Origin of the sequence: Tritonibacter sp. SIMBA_163 (assembly GCF_046535935.1) — a bacterium.
Classification (GTDB): domain Bacteria; phylum Pseudomonadota; class Alphaproteobacteria; order Rhodobacterales; family Rhodobacteraceae; genus Epibacterium; species Epibacterium scottomollicae.
The window spans coordinates 18,601-37,259 of the sequence record NZ_JAWJBP010000018.1 but is presented as its reverse complement, the minus strand read 5'-3'; the positions used below and the strand labels follow the sequence as shown (position 1 = coordinate 37,259).

18 protein-coding genes are annotated in these 18,659 nt (G+C 61.7%); 14 read left to right on the top strand and 4 right to left on the bottom strand.

Annotation, left to right across the window (positions count from 1 at the left end):
• Nucleotides 1-6: 6 nt before the first annotated feature.
• The 3 genes from rpsK (at nucleotide 7) to rplQ (ending at nucleotide 2,093) form a co-directional block, all read left to right on the top strand.
• Nucleotides 7-396, top strand: a complete 390-nt coding sequence (rpsK, locus tag R0J92_RS18115) for a 30S ribosomal protein S11 (RefSeq protein ID WP_106165215.1) — start codon at nucleotides 7-9, stop codon at nucleotides 394-396.
• Between the two features lie 112 nt (nucleotides 397-508).
• Nucleotides 509-1,525, top strand: coding sequence for a DNA-directed RNA polymerase subunit alpha (locus R0J92_RS18110; protein WP_005621805.1), 1,017 nt, complete (start codon nucleotides 509-511; stop codon nucleotides 1,523-1,525).
• A gap of 145 nt (nucleotides 1,526-1,670) precedes the next feature.
• Nucleotides 1,671-2,093 (top strand): 50S ribosomal protein L17, encoded by a 423-nt coding sequence (gene rplQ / locus R0J92_RS18105; protein ID WP_106165214.1) that lies wholly within the window; start codon nucleotides 1,671-1,673, stop codon nucleotides 2,091-2,093.
• Nucleotides 2,094-2,248: 155 nt separating this feature from the next.
• On the opposite strand, the gene R0J92_RS18100 is transcribed toward rplQ, so the two are convergent.
• From R0J92_RS18100 to R0J92_RS18090, 3 genes are all read right to left on the bottom strand, one after another.
• Nucleotides 2,249-2,593, bottom strand: a complete 345-nt coding sequence (locus tag R0J92_RS18100; protein WP_411052649.1) for a zinc ribbon domain-containing protein YjdM — start codon at nucleotides 2,591-2,593, stop codon at nucleotides 2,249-2,251.
• Between the two features lie 5 nt (nucleotides 2,594-2,598).
• Nucleotides 2,599-3,714, bottom strand: coding sequence for a glycine cleavage T C-terminal barrel domain-containing protein (locus tag R0J92_RS18095; RefSeq protein ID WP_411052648.1), 1,116 nt, complete (start codon nucleotides 3,712-3,714; stop codon nucleotides 2,599-2,601).
• Nucleotides 3,715-3,794: 80 nt separating this feature from the next.
• Complete coding sequence (locus R0J92_RS18090; RefSeq protein ID WP_106165211.1) at nucleotides 3,795-4,694, bottom strand: NAD-dependent epimerase/dehydratase family protein; 900 nt, start codon at nucleotides 4,692-4,694, stop codon at nucleotides 3,795-3,797.
• A 379-nt stretch (nucleotides 4,695-5,073) separates the two neighbouring features.
• On the opposite strand from R0J92_RS18090, the gene R0J92_RS18085 reads away from it, so the two are divergent.
• The 3 genes from R0J92_RS18085 (at nucleotide 5,074) to R0J92_RS18075 (ending at nucleotide 9,018) form a co-directional block, all read left to right on the top strand.
• Entirely contained in the window at nucleotides 5,074-6,168 is a 1,095-nt protein-coding gene (locus tag R0J92_RS18085; protein ID WP_411052647.1) for a 3-deoxy-7-phosphoheptulonate synthase, read from the top strand.
• A gap of 116 nt (nucleotides 6,169-6,284) precedes the next feature.
• The gene (locus tag R0J92_RS18080; RefSeq protein ID WP_411052646.1) at nucleotides 6,285-7,682 is read left to right on the top strand and encodes a trypsin-like peptidase domain-containing protein; all 1,398 of its coding nucleotides are present in this window, start codon (nucleotides 6,285-6,287) and stop codon (nucleotides 7,680-7,682) included.
• A 4-nt stretch (nucleotides 7,683-7,686) separates the two neighbouring features.
• Nucleotides 7,687-9,018, top strand: coding sequence for a replication-associated recombination protein A (locus tag R0J92_RS18075; protein WP_411052645.1), 1,332 nt, complete (start codon nucleotides 7,687-7,689; stop codon nucleotides 9,016-9,018).
• Between the two features lie 65 nt (nucleotides 9,019-9,083).
• Here the strand turns inward: R0J92_RS18075 and R0J92_RS18070 are convergent, their stop codons facing one another.
• Nucleotides 9,084-10,466, bottom strand: a complete 1,383-nt coding sequence (locus R0J92_RS18070; protein ID WP_411052644.1) for a multicopper oxidase family protein — start codon at nucleotides 10,464-10,466, stop codon at nucleotides 9,084-9,086.
• A 206-nt stretch (nucleotides 10,467-10,672) separates the two neighbouring features.
• On the opposite strand from R0J92_RS18070, the gene crcB reads away from it, so the two are divergent.
• The 8 genes from crcB to R0J92_RS18030 all read left to right on the top strand — a co-directional run bounded on the left by crcB (nucleotide 10,673) and on the right by R0J92_RS18030 (nucleotide 18,466).
• On the top strand, nucleotides 10,673-11,053 hold the full coding sequence (gene crcB / locus R0J92_RS18065) for a fluoride efflux transporter CrcB (protein ID WP_411052643.1): 381 nt from the start codon (nucleotides 10,673-10,675) through the stop codon (nucleotides 11,051-11,053).
• Nucleotides 11,050-12,096 carry an RluA family pseudouridine synthase gene (locus tag R0J92_RS18060; RefSeq protein ID WP_106165205.1) on the top strand — a complete coding sequence of 349 codons (1,047 nt, stop codon included), beginning with the start codon at nucleotides 11,050-11,052 and terminating at the stop codon, nucleotides 12,094-12,096. The genes crcB and R0J92_RS18060 overlap by 4 nt, the downstream gene beginning before the upstream one ends.
• Complete coding sequence (locus tag R0J92_RS18055; RefSeq protein ID WP_411052642.1) at nucleotides 12,093-12,773, top strand: HAD-IA family hydrolase; 681 nt, start codon at nucleotides 12,093-12,095, stop codon at nucleotides 12,771-12,773. Before R0J92_RS18060 ends, R0J92_RS18055 begins: the two co-directional genes overlap by 4 nt.
• 42 nt (nucleotides 12,774-12,815) lie before the next feature.
• A complete protein-coding gene (locus R0J92_RS18050) occupies nucleotides 12,816-13,520 on the top strand; it encodes an ATP12 family chaperone protein (protein ID WP_411052641.1) in 705 nt (234 codons plus the stop codon).
• Nucleotides 13,521-13,909: 389 nt separating this feature from the next.
• Complete coding sequence (locus tag R0J92_RS18045; protein WP_106165202.1) at nucleotides 13,910-14,926, top strand: amino acid ABC transporter substrate-binding protein; 1,017 nt, start codon at nucleotides 13,910-13,912, stop codon at nucleotides 14,924-14,926.
• A 137-nt stretch (nucleotides 14,927-15,063) separates the two neighbouring features.
• Nucleotides 15,064-16,332, top strand: a complete 1,269-nt coding sequence (locus R0J92_RS18040; RefSeq protein ID WP_106165201.1) for an amino acid ABC transporter permease — start codon at nucleotides 15,064-15,066, stop codon at nucleotides 16,330-16,332.
• Between the two features lies 1 nt (nucleotide 16,333).
• A complete protein-coding gene (locus R0J92_RS18035) occupies nucleotides 16,334-17,662 on the top strand; it encodes an amino acid ABC transporter permease (protein WP_411052639.1) in 1,329 nt (442 codons plus the stop codon).
• A gap of 12 nt (nucleotides 17,663-17,674) precedes the next feature.
• Nucleotides 17,675-18,466 (top strand): amino acid ABC transporter ATP-binding protein, encoded by a 792-nt coding sequence (locus R0J92_RS18030; RefSeq protein ID WP_106165199.1) that lies wholly within the window; start codon nucleotides 17,675-17,677, stop codon nucleotides 18,464-18,466.
• Nucleotides 18,467-18,659: the final 193 nt, after the last annotated feature.

The window sequence follows — 18,659 nt, the reverse complement described above, 5'->3', positions numbered from 1 at the left end:
TGACAGATGGCACGTGATAAAACCCGCACGAAGCGTAAAGAGCGCAAGAACATCGCCACCGGCGTTGCACATGTGAACTCTTCGTTCAACAACACCAAGATCCTGATCTCTGACGTTCAGGGCAATGCGATCTCCTGGTCCTCCGCAGGCACCATGGGCTTCAAGGGCTCCCGTAAGTCCACGCCCTATGCTGCGCAGATGGCTGCAGAAGACGCAGGCCGCAAGGCACAGGATCACGGCGTGAAGACCCTTGAGGTCGAAGTTCAAGGCCCCGGTTCGGGTCGTGAATCCGCCCTGCGCGCGCTGGCCGCGGTTGGCTTCAACATCACCAACATTCGTGATGTGACCCCGACTGCCCACAACGGCTGCCGCCCACCGAAGCGCCGCCGCGTCTAAGCGACAGTAAACTCACTGGGGCCTTGCCGCATGCAGGGCCCCAGTACGTCATTAGAAACCTCGGGCGTCTGATCCTTTGGACATGGGGTTCAGACAGGAATGGAGGGAACGCATGATCCATAAGAATTGGGCCGAATTGATCAAGCCCACACAGCTTGAGGTCAAGCCGGGCAATGATCCGGCACGCCAGGCGACTCTCGTGGCGGAACCGCTGGAGCGTGGCTTTGGCCTGACGCTCGGCAACGCGCTGCGCCGTATTTTGATGAGCTCGCTGCAAGGTGCGGCCATCACTTCCGTTCAGATCGACAACGTGCTGCACGAGTTTTCCTCCGTGGCCGGTGTGCGTGAAGACGTCACAGACATCATCCTGAACCTCAAGCAGGTTTCCCTGCGCATGGAAGTCGAAGGGCCCAAGCGCCTGTCGATCAATGCCAAAGGTCCGGCCGTCGTCACCGCAGGCGACATTGCCGAAACCGCTGGTATCGAGGTTCTGAACCGCGAGCATGTCATCTGCCACCTCGACGATGGTGCGGATCTGTTCATGGAACTGACCGTCAACACCGGCAAAGGCTATGTCTCTGCCGACAAGAATAAGCCCGAGGACGCGCCGATCGGTCTGATCCCGATCGATGCAATCTATTCCCCGGTCAAGAAGGTCTCCTACGACGTTCAGCCCACCCGTGAGGGCCAGGTGCTGGACTATGACAAGCTGACCCTCAAAGTTGACACTGACGGCTCCATCACGCCCGAGGATGCGCTGGCTTTCGCAGCCCGCATCCTGCAGGACCAGCTGTCGATCTTCGTGAACTTCGACGAGCCGGAATCCGCAGGCCGTCAGGACGAGGACGATGGTCTCGAGTTCAACCCGCTTCTGCTCAAGAAAGTGGACGAGCTGGAACTGTCCGTGCGTTCGGCAAACTGCCTGAAGAACGACAACATCGTCTATATCGGCGATCTGATCCAGAAGACCGAAGCCGAGATGCTGCGCACCCCGAACTTCGGCCGCAAGTCCTTGAACGAGATCAAGGAAGTGCTGTCTGGCATGGGTCTGCACCTCGGTATGGACGTCGAGGACTGGCCGCCGGACAACATCGAAGAACTGGCCAAGAAATTCGAAGACAGCTTCTGAGGCTGACTTCGACAGGGGAGGGCCTAGGTCCTCCCCAATAAATTCCCGGACCTGCCGGGGAAAATTCGGGCCTTCCGCCCCAAGGTGAGCAGCCGACACGCATCAGCTGCCTGACAAAGCAAAACGCAAGATAAGGATTTAGAAAATGCGTCACGCACGTGGTTATCGCCGCCTGAACCGTACTCACGAGCACCGTAAGGCCCTGTTCTCCAACATGGCCGGCTCGCTGATCGAACACGAACAGATCAAGACAACCCTGCCCAAGGCAAAAGAACTGCGCCCGATCATCGAAAAGATGATCACGCTGGCGAAACGTGGCGATGTCCACGCCCGCCGTCAGGCCGCGTCCAAGCTGAAGCAGGACAAAGACGTCGCGAAACTGTTCGACGTTCTGGGCCCGCGCTACAAGGATCGTCAGGGCGGTTACGTCCGCATCCTGAAAGCCGGTTTCCGTTATGGTGACATGGCGCCGATGGCGATCATCGAATTCGTCGACCGCGACACTGCCGCCAAAGGTGCTGCCGACAAGGCGCGTCTGGCAGAGTTCGAAACCGCAGACGAAGAATAATATCTCGCGGTCAAGCGACCGTCAGACTTTACCCCGTCCTGGAAACAGGGCGGGGTTTTTGCTTGCCTACTGATGCCGCGCCCATCGGCCGGGCCGATGCCGGGTCAGGCCCCGTGCGGTTTTGTGCCGATGAGAGTCCAGTTCTGGTTGGGAGCTTACTCCGTGACCTTCTTCACGAATTGGCTTTTCAGCCCCATCTGTCCGATGCCCGGAACCTTGCAGTCGATGTCGTGGTCGCCATCGACCAATCTGATGCCCCGCACCTTGGTGCCGACCTTCACGACGGTCGAGGACCCTTTTAGTTTCAGGTCCTTGATCACCGTCACCGTATCCCCATCGGACAGGATATTGCCCACGCTGTCGCGCACGGCTGCGGTGTCATCGCCTCCCTCGGCTGATGCGGACCATTCATGGCCGCATTCGGGGCAATTCAGCAGCGCATCCACCTGATAGGTATAGGTGGAGGAACATTCGGGGCAGGGGGGGAGTGTATCGCTCATGGGGCTCACTTCAGGAAAGGAATAGGATGCAGGGTGGCGGCGTAGGTTCTGTCGCCCAGACGAATGCCAAGGCCGGTGGCCGCTTCCGCCAGATCACTGCGAATCAACGCGTGACCAATGGTCGTGCCGACGCGCGGAGAGTAGGCAAACTCGGCCACATGTCCCACCTGCTCGTCGCCTTGCCACAGCGGGATGGGCTGTCCGGACAGCGGGGGGTGATCGGCGATCAACAGGCCGACCCGCTGGCGGGCAGGAGGGTCCGCCGCCATCCGCTGCAACGCGGCACGACCAACAAAGTCATGGCCGCCCTGCAGGTCGATGAGCGGTCCAAAGCCCATCTCGAACGGGCTGGCGCGAAAATCCTGCCAGCGCATGTCGGCGCCATACGAGATCAGGCCGGTTTCCAGACGCTCGATATCGTTGGGGGCACCGGGGCCGATATCAAACGGCGCGCCAGCCGCCTTGACCCGATCCCAGAGTTCAACGCCCCGGGATCCGTCCTGCAAGTATAGCTCGAACCCACCCTGTTTCGACCAGCCAGAGCGCGCGAGAACCAGCGGAATGCCGTCCAATTCGGTTTGCCGGAAGCCGAAATAGCGCAGGTCCCGCACCCAGTCGCCAAAGAGCGCGGCGGTGACCTCCTCCGCCTTGGGGCCCTGAATGGCCAGAGGGGAGACATCCGGTTCGCTGACCTCGACGCTCCAGCCGCGTTCACGCCCGATGGCGGCGGCCCAGAGGTGAATGTCGCTGTCTGCCACCGAGAGCCAGTAGCAGTCGTCCGAAAGCTTCAGTAGCACCGGGTCATTGATCAGCCAGCCCGCATGGTCACAGAGCGGCACATAGCGTCCCTGACCCACCTTGGTTTTGGACAGGTCGCGCGGGGTCAGATATTGCGCCAGTCGCCCCGCGTCCGGCCCCTGCAGCTGCACTTGCCGTTGCGCCGCGACGTCCCACATGGCCACGCCGTTGATCAACCTGTCATATTCCCCATCCGGATCGCCGAAATTACCCGGGATATACATGTGGTTGTAGACCGAAAACCCACGCACGCCGTCGCGCACGGTGGCGTCGAAATAGGCGGATTTACGGATGTTCGGTCCAATGCTGATCGAAAATGACATGGAAGCCCCCGGTGACGACAGGAAATGTTGCTCCTGCATTCCACCGGGGCCTGCCAAGCGCAAGGGGTTTCGACGCGGTCTCAGACCTCGCGCGGGTCGTCGAGGTACATGCGCCAATTGTGCTTCGGCGCAAATCCAAGCATTTCGCGGGCCTTTTTGATTGAATAAAAGGTCTCACGCGGGCCCATGTCGCGGGCCGGAACGCCCTGATAATAGCGCGCGATCAGCTCTGTCGTGGGCCAGTTGACCGAGTGATCGGGATTGGCGACGTTGAAGATCTGATAGCCCAGACCGTCGGTCTCCAGACAGCACTGCACCATCTGGCCGAGGTCACGGGCGTCGATATAGGCAAAGATATTGCGTCGCCGCAAATCCGGGTCCGCCATATAGGCCGGAAAGTTCGCCTTGTACTCGTGCGGTTCGATCACATTGTTGATCCTGAGCCCGTAGATGTCTGCGCCCGTGCGCCGTTGGAAGCATTGCGCGGTGACCTCGCCTGCGACCTTGGACATGGCATAGGAATCCTCCGGCACCACGGGGTGCTCCTCGTCGATGGGCAGATATTCCGGCTTGCGCTCGCCGCCCGCGAAGCAGACGCCATAGGTGGTCTCGGAGGACGCAAAGATCACCTTGCGCACGCCCGCCTTCAACGCCGCATCGATCACATTGTAGGTGCCGATGGTGTTGATCCGATAGCATTCGTTGTCTGACTTCATCAGCAGGCGCGGCACGGCGGCGAAATGCACCACCGCGTCAAAGGGGGGCGGGCTGCGGTGGTCGTCCATTTCGTCATATCCGGCCCAGGCGTGCATCACGTCATGCATCTGGCCCGCGTCGGTCATATCGGCGATGCGATTGTCGACGCCGGGCAGGTCCAGTGGCGTGAGATCGACGTTGACCACCCGATGCCCCTGGGCCAGCAGGTATGCGATGGCGTGGCGCCCGGCCTTGCCGGACCCTCCGGTGAACAGAATGCGCATGAAAATCCTCCTCGTTTGTCGTGCAGGATAGCGGTAACGGGCGCCGCGTCCAGCGCCGGTAGGTTTACTGGCTGTTTCTGGCAGGCGGGCTGACGGTAACGGGATGACGCGCCGGATGGCGATCGGGTTGCCGGGGGAGGGGAGATGTTTTTCAGGGTGACAGATGTGCGAATCTCCGCTAGCGTCCGGCCTATGACCCAACAGTTCGCCCAGTTCTGGTATTACTTTTATCCGCGCCACATGGCGGACGGAGGGTCTTCGCGTTTCTGAATTGAACTGACAGAAACACCAGAATACCGCACCAAACCGCCCCGGGACCAAGGGCGGTTTTTTGTTGTCCAGAGGTCCGACAGGGGCACCCGCCAAAGGATCCACGCCCATGACCACCCTGTCCCAGACTCCCACCAATGACCTCCGGATTACCGATATGCAGGAATTGATCTGCCCCGAAGCCCTCGCGGTGAAGCATCCGCTCACCGATGCTGCGCGCGACACCGTTTTGAAATCCCGCGCCAGCATTCAAAAGATCCTGCATGGCGCCGACGACCGGCTGGTTGTGGTGGTTGGCCCCTGTTCCATCCACGACCCCGAGGCCGCACTGGACTATGCCCGCCGCCTCGCCCCATTGCGCGCCGAGCTGGGCGACCAGCTTGAGATCGTGATGCGGGTCTACTTCGAGAAACCCCGCACCATCGCGGGCTGGAAGGGTCTGATCAACGATCCCAACCTCGATGGCTCCTTCCGCATCAACAAGGGGCTGTCGACCGCGCGCAAACTCTGCCTCGACCTGAGCGAGATGGGCCTGCCGGTGGGGACCGAATTCCTCGATGCCTCGGTGCCGCAATACATCAGCGACCTGGTCAGCTGGGCCGCGATTGGCGCACGCACTACCGAGAGCCAGATCCACCGCGAGATGGCCTCGGGGCTGAGCTGCCCGGTGGGGTTCAAGAACGGCACCCGCGGCAATGTGCAGATCGCCATCGACGCGGTGCGCTCTGCCGCAACACCGCACCATTTCATGGCGCTGGCGCCCTCAGGCCTCGCGGCGATTGCGGCCACTGCGGGCAACCCCGATTGTCACATCATCCTGCGCGGGGGCGGTGGCACCAACTATGACGCGGCCAGCATCGATGCAGCCTGCCAGAAGGCCGACGCAGACGGTATTCGCCCGCAGGTGATGATCGACGCAAGCCATGCCAACTCCGCCAAGGACCCGGCAAAACAACCCGAGGTTCTCGCCGATGTGGCCGATCAGATGGCGCAGGGCGAAACCCGCATCACCGGCATCATGATCGAAAGTCACCTTGTGCATGGCCGTCAGGATCTGCCCAAGGATGGGGATCTGTCGAAACTCACCTACGGCCAGTCGGTGACCGATGGTTGCATCGGCTGGGAGGAAACGGAAATCCAGCTGCGCAAACTGGCAAAAGCGGTGGACACCCGTCGCACCCTCGGTGCGCGCCTCGCAGGATAACCGCGTAGGGGGCGGCGACGCACCGCCCCCTGCTCGTTCTGCCAACCACACATGCTTGCAATCACCCGCGCGCCTCCGCATATCATCGGGACCAGAGTAAATTGTCCGGAGGCCCCATGGTCCGCAGTCTTGCCCTTCCCCTGACCCTCGCACTTGTGACCAGCCTGCCGCTTGCGGCGCAGGCCGACACACAAGTGCCGCAGAGCCAGGCCGAAATCTCGCTGGGTTTTGCACCATTGGTCAAAGAGGCCGCGCCAGCGGTGGTGAACATCTACGCCAAGATCATCCGTCAGGACCGCGCCCGCAGCCCCTTTGCCGATGATCCGTTCTTTGATGATTTCTTCCGCCAGTTTGCCCAGCCCCGCCCAAGGGTGCAAAACTCGCTCGGATCTGGCGTGATCCTGTCCGACGATGGCATCGTGGTCTCGAACTATCACGTGGTCGGAGAGGCGTCCGATATCCGAGTGGTGACCAGTGACCGGCGCGAGTATCAGGCGGAGGTGATCCTCGCCGATCAGGCATCAGACTTGGCGATCCTGCAACTTAAGGACGCCGAAGGTCTGCCCTCCTTGGGCCTGCGCGACAGTGACGAGGTCGAGGTGGGCGAGCTGACACTGGCCATCGGCAACCCCTTTGGGGTCGGGCAGACCGTGTCCTCGGGCATTATCTCGGGCCTTGCGCGGACGGGCACCGGCGGCGGGCAGGGGTTTGGCTACTACATCCAGACCGACGCGCCGATCAATCCGGGCAACTCGGGTGGTGCGTTGATTGACGTGAATGGTGACCTCATTGGCATCAACACCCGGATCCTCAGCCGCTCTGGCGGGTCGAACGGCATTGGCTTTGCCATTCCCGCCAATCTGGTGCGTGAGTTCGTACGCCAAGCGCGTGAGGGTGAAGGCGAATTTCAGCGCCCCTGGGCGGGGATGACCGGCCAGCCTGTGGATTCCGATCTGGCCGAAGCGCTGGGTCTGGGCCAGGTGGATGGCATGCTGATCTCCGAGTTGCACCCACAAAGCCCCTTTGTCGAGGCGGGCTTTGAGGTCGGCGATGTGGTGCTGGAGGTCGACGGTGAGCCGGTAAATTCCCCCTCGGAGATGGCCTTTCGCCTGTCAGTGGCAGAGCTGGGAGGCACCAGTGCTGTGACGCGGGTGCATCAGGGCGAAACAGAAACCGTGGAGGTCGCCTTGATGGAGGCGCCCAACTCTCCGGCCGCCGATCCGATCACGCTGAACGAGCAAACCCCTATGCCGGGGCTGGTGGTGGGGCAGGTGAACCCGCAGGTGATCACGAAGATGCAGCTGCCGCTGTCGACCGAAGGGGTGGTGGTGATGGACCCCGGCCCCTATGCGGGTCGCGGCGGCGTGCGCGCGGGGGACTTGTTGCTGGCCATCAATGGCGAGGAGATCGCCGCGCCTGAGGATGTGGCGAACCTCTTGATGAATAGTGGCCGCTGGATGCGACTGGATCTGATGCGACAGGGCCAGCGCGTGTCGCTGCGGTTCCGGCTTTAAAGCGATGGCGGATCTGTTTGACAGCGGGGATGCGGGCGCTCAGAGCGAGCAGGGCGGGGCCAGCGATGCACCGCGCCCGCTCGCGGACCGGTTGCGGCCCCGCACGCTTGCCGAGGTGATCGGTCAGGAGCAGGTGCTGGGCGAAGAGGCTCCGCTGGGTGTGATGCTGTCCTCCGGCAGCCTGTCGTCGCTGATCTTCTGGGGGCCGCCGGGGGTGGGCAAGACCACCATCGCACGGCTGTTGGCGCAGGAAACCGACCTGCATTTTGTGCAGATCTCGGCCATTTTTACCGGCGTGCCGGATTTGAAGAAAGTGTTCGAGGCCGCCAAGATTCGCCGCCAGAACGGGCAGGGCACGCTGTTGTTTGTCGACGAGATCCACCGTTTCAACAAGGCGCAGCAGGACGGGTTCCTGCCGTATATGGAGGATGGCACCATCCTTCTGGTCGGGGCCACCACGGAAAACCCGAGTTTTGAGTTGAATGCCGCGGTTCTATCCCGTTCGCAGGTGCTGGTGCTGGAACGTCTGAGCCTTGCGGATCTGGAGCGGCTGACCCAGCGCACGGAGCAGGCGCTGGAGCGCCGCTTACCGCTTCTGCCTGAGGCGCGCGACGCGCTGCATCAGATGGCCGATGGCGACGGGCGGGCGCTCTTGAACCTGATCGAGCAGATCGCGGCCTGGAAGGTGGAGCAGCCCCTGGGGCGAGAGGCGCTGGCGACGCGGTTGATGCGGCGGGCGGCGAAATACGACAAATCCGGCGATGAGCATTATAACCTCATCTCGGCGCTGCATAAATCTGTGCGCGGCTCCGACCCGGACGCGGCGCTGTATTGGTTTGCGCGGATGCTGGAGGGCGGCGAAGATCCCAAGTATCTCGCCCGGCGTCTGACACGGATGGCGGTGGAGGATATCGCGCTGGCCGACCCGCAGGCGCAGGCGATCTGCCTGCAGGCCTGGGAGGCCTATGAGCGGCTTGGCTCTCCGGAAGGGGAGCTGGCGCTGGCGCAGGCGGTGATCTACCTCGCGCTCGCGCCCAAGACCAACGCCGGCTACATGGCCTACAAGGCGGCGCGACGTCTGGCCAAGGAGACCGGATCAGAGCCGCCGCCCAAACATATCCTCAATGCGCCGACCAAGCTGATGGAACAGCAGGGCTACGGCAAAGGCTATGACTATGACCACAACGCTGAGGATGGGTTCTCGGGGCAGAATTACTTTCCTGACGGGGTGAAGCGGCCTGTGCTGTATCAGCCGGTGGAACGCGGGTTTGAGCGCGAGCTGCGCAAGCGCACGGAGTTCTTTGCCAAGAAGCGCATCCAGCGGCAGGGAGAGTAATTCAGGTTTTGCGGACAAAACCTGAAGGCCTCCGGCGGGGATATTTCGCTAAGAAGCGGAAAGGCTCAGGGGGTAACCCGCACCCATGTGCCCATGCCTGCGGCGTGATGCGACAGCATATGGCAGTGAAATAGCCAGTCGCCCGGATTATGGGCCTGAAAAGCGATCTCGCGGGTTTCTCCGCGCAGCATCAGGAGCGTGTCGCGCAACGGGCCGAGCGTACCATCCGGCAGGACTTCGGCGAAATGCATGCCGTGCAGATGCATGGCGTGCGGGAATTGGGTGTCGTTCACCATGCGAATGCGGATGGTCTCGCCCAAGCGTGCCGTCACCAACGGTTCGATAGGGCGGCCTGCGGAGCCGTTGAAGGACCAGAATTGGCCGAGTTTGGCGAGATCTTCGCCCGAGAGGTCTTCGCCTTTGAAGCTGGCGCTTTGCAGCCACGCCATCGCGCCGCCTTCGGTGACCAGATCGACGCTGCGGGCAGATTTCAGGTCGATGGGGAAGTCGGGGTTCGGCGGTAGTGCATCGGGCGTGGCACGGCGCGTGCGGGTGCCTGCGGAGACCGGAAAGCGGGCCAACTCGTAGCCACCATCACGTTCGAACTGCACGAGAAAGGCTTCTTCTCCCGCCGCGGCGGTCACGTCGACAAATAGATCAATGCGCTGGGCGGGGGCGAGGACAAGTTGGTCTGACAGCGGCTCGGGTGTGGCCAGCGGCATGCCGTCATAGGCCATCACCCAGCCCTCAAGCCCCTGTAGCCCGAGGGTGAAGATACGCGCATTGGCGCTGTTGATCAGACGCAGACGCAGCCGGTCGCCGGATTTGACGGGGTGGTCCGCCACCATCTTGCCATTGCACAAGAGCACATTGCCCATCCGCCCCGCATGCGACAGGTCGTGCGGGGCGTTGAACCGCGCGTCCACTGCGGCATCGGACGCGACGCGCAGATCGTCGATCACGAGCGGCAGGTCCTGATCCACATCCGGGGTGTCCGGTTCCTCGACGATCAGCGCGCCTTGCAGGCCGCGTTCGACCTGTTCCACCGATTGCGCGTGGGAGTGATACCAGTAGCTCCCCGCATCAGGCAGGGCGAAGTCATAGATGAAGGTCTCATTCGGTTGGATCGGGTCTTGGGTGACGCCTGGCACCCCGTCCATGGCGTTCTCGATGCGGATGCCGTGCCAGTGCAGGCTAGTGGCTTGCGGCAGGCGGTTCTCCACCTCGGCGATCAGTCGCGCCCCCTGTTTTAGCCGCAGTGTCTCGCCGGGCATGGAACCGTTGACGCACCACAGATCGGTGGCCGGGTAGGTGGCGGGGGCGATCTGCTGTGTGGCGGGCGCAAGCGTCAGGCGGCGCGGGCTGGCAGCGCTTGCCACGCGGGGCAGGGCGGGGAGGGCCGAGAGGGCGGCAATCTGGGTGAGGACCTGGCGGCGGCTAAGGGGCATGGCGTTTGTCTTTCGTTGCTGTTGCCCGACCCTAGCCGGGGGACTTGGTCGCACAAGTCTTCCACCCACTGGAAGCTTGCGCGATTGTGATCGACTACTTCGCGATCTAGCGCGGCCCGTCCCGCGCGCTGCCCTGCACCCGGTGCAGAGCGGCCATGGGGCAGCAAAACTTGACATCCCGCGCGCTCCGCGCGAAGGGAGCGTGCATGTTGTTGAACGTAATGTATGTGGCGCTTGGAGGCGCGATCGGCGCGACCTGCCGCTATCTGGCAGGATTGGGCGTCATGCGCCTGATGGGGCCGACCCCGTTTCCGCTGGGCGTGCTGGGGGTGAACATCCTCGGCTCCGGCCTGATGGGCGTCTTCGTGGTGCTGGCGGCACACAAGGGGCTGACACCGATGGCGCCTTTCGTGATGACTGGCGTGCTGGGCGGGTTCACCACATTCTCGGCCTTCTCACTGGAGGCCGTCACCTTGATCGAGCGTGGGGCCATCGGGCATGCCGCGCTTTATATTGGCCTCTCCGTAGGCCTGTCCATTGCAGCCCTTGCCCTTGGCATGATGGCGGCCAGAGGAGTGCTGACATGAGCGGCGTGCAGATGATCACCGTCACCGAAGACGACGGCGGCCAGCGGATCGACCGCTGGCTGCGGCGTCTTTTTCCACATGTGAACCAGGGCCGCATCGAGAAGATGTGCCGCAAGGGCGAGCTCCGCGTCGACGGAGGCCGGGTCAAGGCCTCCTCGCGCGTGGAGACCGGGCAGGTGGTGCGTATCCCGCCGCTGGCCGACAGCGACATGAAACCGGCGGAACCGCGCGCGGTGCAGGTCTCCGAAGCAGATGCCAAGATGATCCGCAGCTGCGTTGTCTACAAGGACGACGATGTGCTGGTGATCAACAAGCCAGCGGGGCTGGCGGTGCAGGGCGGCTCCGGCACCACCAAACACGTTGACGGCCTGTCGGAAGCGCTGCGCTTTGATGCCGAGGAAAAGCCGCGGCTGGTGCACCGGCTGGACAAGGATACCTCCGGCCTGCTGGCGCTGGCGCGCAATCGCAAGGCGGCGCAGGGCCTGACAGCGGCCTTCCGGCACAAGAACACCCGCAAGATCTACTGGGCGCTGGTCGCAGGTGTTCCGACGCCATACCTCGGTGAGATCAAGACCGGGCTGGTCAAAGCCCCCGGTCATGGCAAATCCGGCGAGGGTGAGAAGATGATCCCGGTCGAGACGCGCGACATCGATTCGACGCCTGGCGCCAAGCGGGCGCATACCTTCTATGCCACGCTCTACCGTGTGGCGAGCCGCGCCAGCTGGATCGCGATGGAGCCGGTCACCGGACGCACCCACCAGCTGCGGGCGCATATGGCGGGCATGGGGCATCCGATCATTGGGGATGGCAAATACGGTGGTTCCGGTCAGGAAAACCTTGGCGATGGTTGGGGCGCGCAGATCGGCGGGCTGATCTCGAAGAAACTGCACCTGCACGCACGCCGCTTGCAGTTCGCACACCCGGTGACGGGCAAAGTAGTGACGGTGACCGCCGCGCTGCCGGATCATATGAAAGAGAGCTGGGACACCTTTGGCTGGACCGAGGACCTGGCCGCCGATGATCCCTTTGAGGCGTTGTTTTGAGCGGAGCCACCACCGGGCCCTTGCGGCTGATCCTGTTTGATGTGGATGGCACCCTGGTGGACAGCCAGGGCACCATCGTCGCCTGCATGACGGAGGCCTTTGTGGCCGAGGGGCTGGAGCCACCGCAGCGCGCGGCGATCCTGTCCATCGTGGGCCTGTCGCTGCCGCAGGCGCTGGCACAGCTGGCGGCCACGCAGACCGTCCCGGTTCAAGAGTCCTTGGTCGCCGGGTACAAACGCGCCTATCAGGCGGCGCGGCTGCGCGAGGGGGCGGCGCATTCGCCGCTTTATCCCGGGGCGCGGGCCGCATTGGACGCGCTGCATGCGGTGCCGGAGTATCTGCTGGGGGTGGCCACCGGTAAATCCCAGCGCGGGCTGGATGCGCTGATCGAAGGGCATGATCTGACGATGTTCGTGACCCGCCAGGTGGCCGATCATCACCCGTCAAAGCCGCATCCCTCAATGATCCTGACCGCAATGTCAGAGACCGGGATTCCACCGGCGGATACGGTGATGATTGGCGACACCACATTTGACATGGAAATGGGCCGCGCCGCCGGGGTGACGACCATTGGCGTCGACTGGGGCTACCATGCGGCCGCGCATCTGCGCGCCGATCACATGCTGTCGGATTTCGGCGCGCTGCCGGATCTGCTGCGCCGGATCTGGCCGGACTGACGCTGTTGCGACAGCGCCCGAGACGAAGAAGGACTGACCTAGATGAGTGAATGGAAACAGAAGCGATTCTGGAAAGAGGTGAGCGTCGAGGACGACGGCGCAGGCTTTGCCGTGGCGCTGGACGGGCGACGCGTGAAAACACCGGCAAAAACCGCGCTGGTGGTGCCGACGCGGGCGTTGGCTGAGGCGATTGCTGCCGAGTGGGACGCGCAGGACGAACAGATCGACCCGCTGTCGATGCCATACACGCGGTCGGCCAATGCGGCGATCGACAAGGTGGCGGTACAGTTCGCCGAGGTCGCCGATATGCTGGCGGAATACGGCGACAGCGATCTGTTGTGTTACCGCGCCGAAAGCCCCGAGGGGCTGGTTGCCCGCCAGAGCGAATCCTGGGATGCGGCACTGGACTGGGCCGAGGCTGCGCTGGGCGCACGTCTGTTGCCGCGTGCCGGCATCCTGCATGCGCCACAAGACGGGGCTGCGTTGGAGGTCCTGCGCGGGCGGGTGCATCAAATGACGCCGTTCCAGCTGGCGGCGTTTCATGATCTGGTCGGGCTGACCGGCTCGCTGGTGCTGGGGTTTGCCACGGCCGAAGCCTGGCGACCACTGGATGAGATCTGGGAGATCTCCCGCATCGACGAGCGCTGGCAGGAAGAGCTGTGGGGCGAAGACGAAGAAGCCCAGGCGATGGAAGCGCAGAAGAAACAGGCGTTTGAACATGCGGCGGCCTTCTACGGGCGGGTCTGATTCCGCGCCACGTCTCTTGCGTCAGCCGGACCAATCGTCGGACCGACTGCTGGTGTGAGTGGCGCCTGCGCCTCATGCGAATATCGGCCAGGGTGAGTCGGGAAACCGGCCAACCCCTGCGCAATAATACTGCGGCGTCCAAGGCGGGCGCCGCATGTTATTTTTGCGACATGCAGAATCGCAAAGCCGATGCCACAAAAATACCAAACCCACGTCGATCTAGGTGAACTGCCCATTGAATTTGGTGATCCTGCACTTGACGTACGTTGATGAATCCGCCCAAACTCGACCTCGAAAACGGGGTGAAGCCCGTTTCAAACAGCCCGCACCGTGACGGGGTGGGTGATAAAGAACCACCAACTCAGGTGGATATTCAGGAAGAGGTAACTATGAACAATTCCGTATTCTTTGGCGCGCTAACCGTGGCCGGTCTTGCAGCTGGTGCTGCAGCTGCTGGCACGCTGGATGACGTCAAAGCACGCGATCAGCTGAACTGTGGGGTTTCAACCGGTCTGGTCGGCTTCTCCGCTCCGAACGCCAACGGCGAGTGGGAAGGCTTTGACATCGCAGTCTGCCGCGCCGTCGCAGCAGCCGTTCTCGGAGATCCGAACAAGGTCGAGTACGTGCCGACCACTGGTAAAACCCGCTTTACCGCGCTGGCCTCCGGCGAGATCGACATGCTGGCCCGCAACACCACCTGGACGTTCTCTCGTGACGTCGACCTGAAGTTCGAATTTGCCGGCGTGAACTACTACGACGGCCAGGGCTTCATGATTCCGAAGGAACTGGGTGTGTCCTCCGCCAAGGAGCTCGACTTTGCCACGGTCTGCATCCAGACCGGCACCACGACCGAGCTGAACCTCGCGGACTTTTTCCGTGCCAACAACATCACCTATGAACCCGTTCCGATCGAGACCAACGCAGAAGCGCGTCAGCAGTACCTCGCGAACGCCTGTGACGTTTACACCACGGACGCGTCCGGCCTGGCCGCAACACGTGCCACGTTCGACGATCCGGGCAACCACGTGATTCTGCCGGAGATCATCTCCAAAGAGCCGCTTGGTCCGCTTGTCCGTCATGGTGACAACGAGTGGGGCGACGTCGTGCGCTGGACCCTGAACGCGCTGGTTGGCGCCGAAGAGCTGGGCATCACCTCCGCCAACCTGGCTGAAAAAGCTGCTGGCACCGAAAACCCGGAAATCAACCGTCTGCTTGGTACCGAAGGCAACCTGGGCGAGATGCTCGGCCTAGACGCCGACTGGGCGCAGAACGCTCTGTCCGCTGGTGGCAACTACGGTGAGATCTTCGCCAAGAACATCGGTGAGGACACGCCGGTCGGTCTGGCGCGTGGTCTGAACGCTCAGTGGACCGATGGCGGCCTGCTCTACGCACCGCCGTTCCGCTAAGTTACGCAACCGGAAAGGGCGCGGGGAGATCCTCGCGCCCTTCTTCCCAGTAAAATAACGAAATCTGCGACCAGTCACAGAGCGAGGGAAAACCTTGCCGGGAGGATTGGAACTGCAGGCCTCGGGGATCCCTACATATGTCGACTTTGTCTGACCCGCCGAAACAGAGTTTTCGGTTGTCGATGCTGATTTACGATACCCGCTATCGTTCGGCGACCATTCAAGTGGTTGCGATGATCGGGTTTCTCATCCTCGTTGGATGGGTGATCAGCAATACCGTTCAAAACCTTACAGATCTGGGCAAAGAGCCTAGCTTCAGTTTCCTGTCAGAGCCCGCCGGCTATGACATCAACCAGCGTCTTCTGGACTATGACAACCAGGACAGCCACATGCGGGCCGCCCTGATCGGTCTGCTGAACACGCTGCTCGTTGCCTTTCTCGGCTGTATCACCGCGACCGTTCTTGGTGTGATCATTGGCGTGCTGCGCCTGTCCTCGAACTGGCTCGTCGCACGGCTGATGACTGTCTATGTGGAGATGTTCCGCAACGTGCCGGTCCTGCTCTGGATTGTCTTCATCATGGCGATCATGATCGAGACCCTGCCGGCCCCAAGCGCGTTCAGGGGAGACAACTCTGATGCGGCCATGCATGTTATGGACAGCGTGGCGCTGACCAATCGCGGCGTCTATGTGCCCGAACCGCTGTTCCACAACTCGCTGGGCAATGTCTCGGTGTTTGGTGATGCCGCCGTTCGTTTCGATATCTCGCTTGATCTCATCGCGTTTCTGATCGTGTTGGGTGGCAGCCTCTTTGTGTCCACGAAGATCCGTCAATGGGCCGATGCAAAGCAGGAGTCCACCGGGTTGCGTCCAACCATATGGCACATCCGTGCCGCGGTTGTTCTGCTGCCCTCTGTGCTGCTGCTGTTGGTCTTGGGTTTCCATCTTGGCTATCCGGAGCTGAAGGGCTTCAACTTCCAAGGCGGCACCCATATGCGCAACTCGCTGATTGCGCTGTGGCTGGCCTTGTCGCTCTACACGGCAGCCTTCATTGCCGAGATCGTGCGCTCTGGTATCCTTGCGATCTCCCAGGGGCAAACAGAGGCGGCTGCGGCCCTTGGCCTACGTCCCAAGCGGATCATGAACCTCGTGATCCTGCCGCAGGCGCTGCGGGTCATCATTCCGCCGCTGATCTCCAACTATCTGAACCTGACCAAGAACTCCTCGCTGGCGATTGCCGTTGGCTACATGGATCTGACCGGTACATTGATGGGGATCACCATGAACCAGACCGGACGGGAGTTGGAAACCGTCATGCTTGGTATGCTCGTCTATCTGACGATCAGCCTGCTGATTTCCAGCTTCATGAACTGGTACAACAATCGCGTTAAACTGGTGGAGCGGTAATATGAGTGACATTTCTTTCGTACGCACTGAGATGCTGCCGCAGAAGGATCCGCCAGCCAGTGCTGTCGGTGTGGTGGGCTGGATGCGCGCCAATCTGTTCTCCGGTTGGTTCAATTCGATCCTGACACTGGTTGCGTTGTACTTCGTGATCCAGCTCTTGATGGGGCTGTTTCATTGGGCTTGGGTGCCGACATGGTCGGCGGCCTCGCTGCCCGAATGCCGCGATATCTTTGAGCAGCTGGGACGGACCGGGCACAATGCCGGGGCGTGCTGGGGCGTGATCGCCGAGCGCTGGCCGCAATTGCTGTTCGGCTTCTATCCAAACGGAACGGAAGAGGGGACAGTGGATCAACGCTGGCGTCCGATTCTGGCCTTTGCGTTGCTGGCCGTGGCGCTGGCCCCGATCCTCTACTCGGACCGGGTGCCGGGCAAGCTGATCTATTTCTCGGGCGCTTATCCCTTCATCATGCCATGGCTGCTGTGGGGCGGCACGATCTGGACGCCAGTTGCGGTTGCTCTGGGGTTCGTGGTGGGCTTTGTGGTCTACAAGTGGCTCCTCAAGAGCACTTCGGAGTTGATCGCGCTGATCGTCGGTGTCGTATCGGCGGTGCTTTGGTGGATGTTTGCTGCGTCATTGCTGTCTTCGGGGCTTGCGTCGATCATGCCGCTTGCGTTGGAACCGGTGCAATCGCGTGCCTTTGGCGGCTTCATGCTGTCGATTACCATCGGGGTGGTGGCCATTGGCCTGTCGCTGCCGATCGGGATCGTTTTGGCACTGGGCCGGCAATCGGATCTGCTGATCGTTAAGACGCTTTGCGTGTGCTTCATCGAGTTCATCCGCGGCGTGCCGCTGATCACGCTTCTTTTTGTGGCCTCGACGCTGTTGAACATCTTCATGCCGCCGGGCACCAACTTCGACATCATCATGCGCGTGTTCATCATGGTGACGCTGTTTGCCTCCGCCTATATGGCCGAGGTGATCCGGGGTGGTCTCGCCGCTCTGCCGACGGGTCAGTATGAGGGCGCCGACAGTCTCGGTCTCAACTACTGGCAGGCACAGCGTTTGATCATCATGCCGCAGGCACTGAAGATCTCGATCCCGGGCATCGTTTCTACCTTCATCGGCGTGTTCAAGGACACCACCCTCGTGTCGGTCATCGGTCTCTTCGACCCGCTGAACCTCACCAACGCCATTCGTGCTGACGCCGATTGGAACGGCCTCGTGTGGGAGCTTTACGGCTTTATCGCGTTCCTGTTCTTCGTCTTCTGCTTCGGCATGTCCCGTTATTCCATGTATCTGGAGCGCAAACTCCAGACTGGCCACCGATAAGGAGTTCAACAGATGTCTGAACTTGCTCTCGACCGTCAAATCGATCGCTCCAAGATGAAAGTCTCGGATGAGGTCGCAATCCAGATCTCCGATATGAACAAGTGGTACGGGTCTTTCCATGTGCTGCGCGATATCAACCTGACGGTAAATCAGGGTGAACGTATCGTCATTGCCGGGCCTTCGGGCTCCGGCAAGTCCACCCTGATCCGCTGCCTGAACGCTCTTGAGGAGCACCAGGCGGGGAATATTCTGGTGGATGGGACGGAACTGTCGAATGACCTCAAGAATATCGACAAGATCCGCTCCGAGGTTGGCATGGTGTTTCAGCACTTCAACCTGTTTCCGCATCTGACGATCCTGGAAAACTGCACGCTGGCGCCGATCTGGGTGCGCAAAACGCCCAAGAAAGAAGCCGAGGAGCGCGCGATGCATTTCCTCGAGAAGGTGAAGATCCCAGAGCAGGCCGACAAATACCCCGGCCAGCTTTCGGGCGGACAGCAGCAGCGTGTGGCGATCGCGCGCAGCCTGTGCATGATGCCGCGCATCATGCTGTTCGATGAGCCGACCTCGGCGCTGGATCCGGAGATGATCAAAGAGGTGCTCGACACCATGATCGAGCTGGCCGAAGAAGGAATGACCATGCTCTGCGTGACCCATGAGATGGGCTTTGCCCGTCAGGTGGCGAACCGTGTGATCTTTATGGATGCCGGGCAGATCGTGGAACAGAACGAGCCGGAAGAGTTCTTCAACAACCCGCAGAGCGAACGTACCAAGTTGTTCCTCAGTCAGATCCTCGGTCACTGAGGACCTGCATTTGCTGCTGAATTGAGAAAAGGCCGGGCATTGCCCGGCCTTTTCACTTGTCTGGTGATGGCAAGGGGGCGCTGCCCCCTTGTCGGCCCCTGCGGGTCCGATCCCCCGAGATATTTTTGAAAAGCTGAAAGATAGGCCGAGCGCGCGCACATGAGTGGCACGGAAACGCACAATGGCGCGGAAG